This is a genomic window from Pseudomonas sp. SIMBA_068 (genome assembly GCF_046534705.1).
Classification (GTDB): Bacteria; Pseudomonadota; Gammaproteobacteria; order Pseudomonadales; family Pseudomonadaceae; genus Aquipseudomonas; species Aquipseudomonas putida.
Genome location: NZ_JAWRYI010001749.1, coordinates 1 through 233 on the forward strand (window position 1 = coordinate 1; position 233 = coordinate 233).

Consider the following 233-nt stretch of genomic DNA (forward strand, 5'->3'; position numbering starts at 1 on the left):
CGTACGCACACGATCCAGTTTAGGATCCTGGACTTTCAGCACAAACAATTTCGACATCGCTTCTGGCGTCGGGAAGATACCCGGGTTGTTGCGGACGTCGGCATTGATCAGCGGCAGCGACGCTTTGTTGCCGTTGGCGTAGTTCATTTTGTTGGAGACATCAGCGATCACTTTCGGATCCATGATGTAGTTCAGCCAGGCGTAAGCGCCATCGAGGTTTTTCGCATCTTTCG

1 pseudogene is annotated in these 233 nt (G+C 52.4%); it reads right to left on the minus strand.

The window, feature by feature from the left end:
* Nucleotides 1–233, minus strand: a pseudogene (locus SB756_RS35740) (spermidine/putrescine ABC transporter substrate-binding protein PotF); the annotation flags it as partial.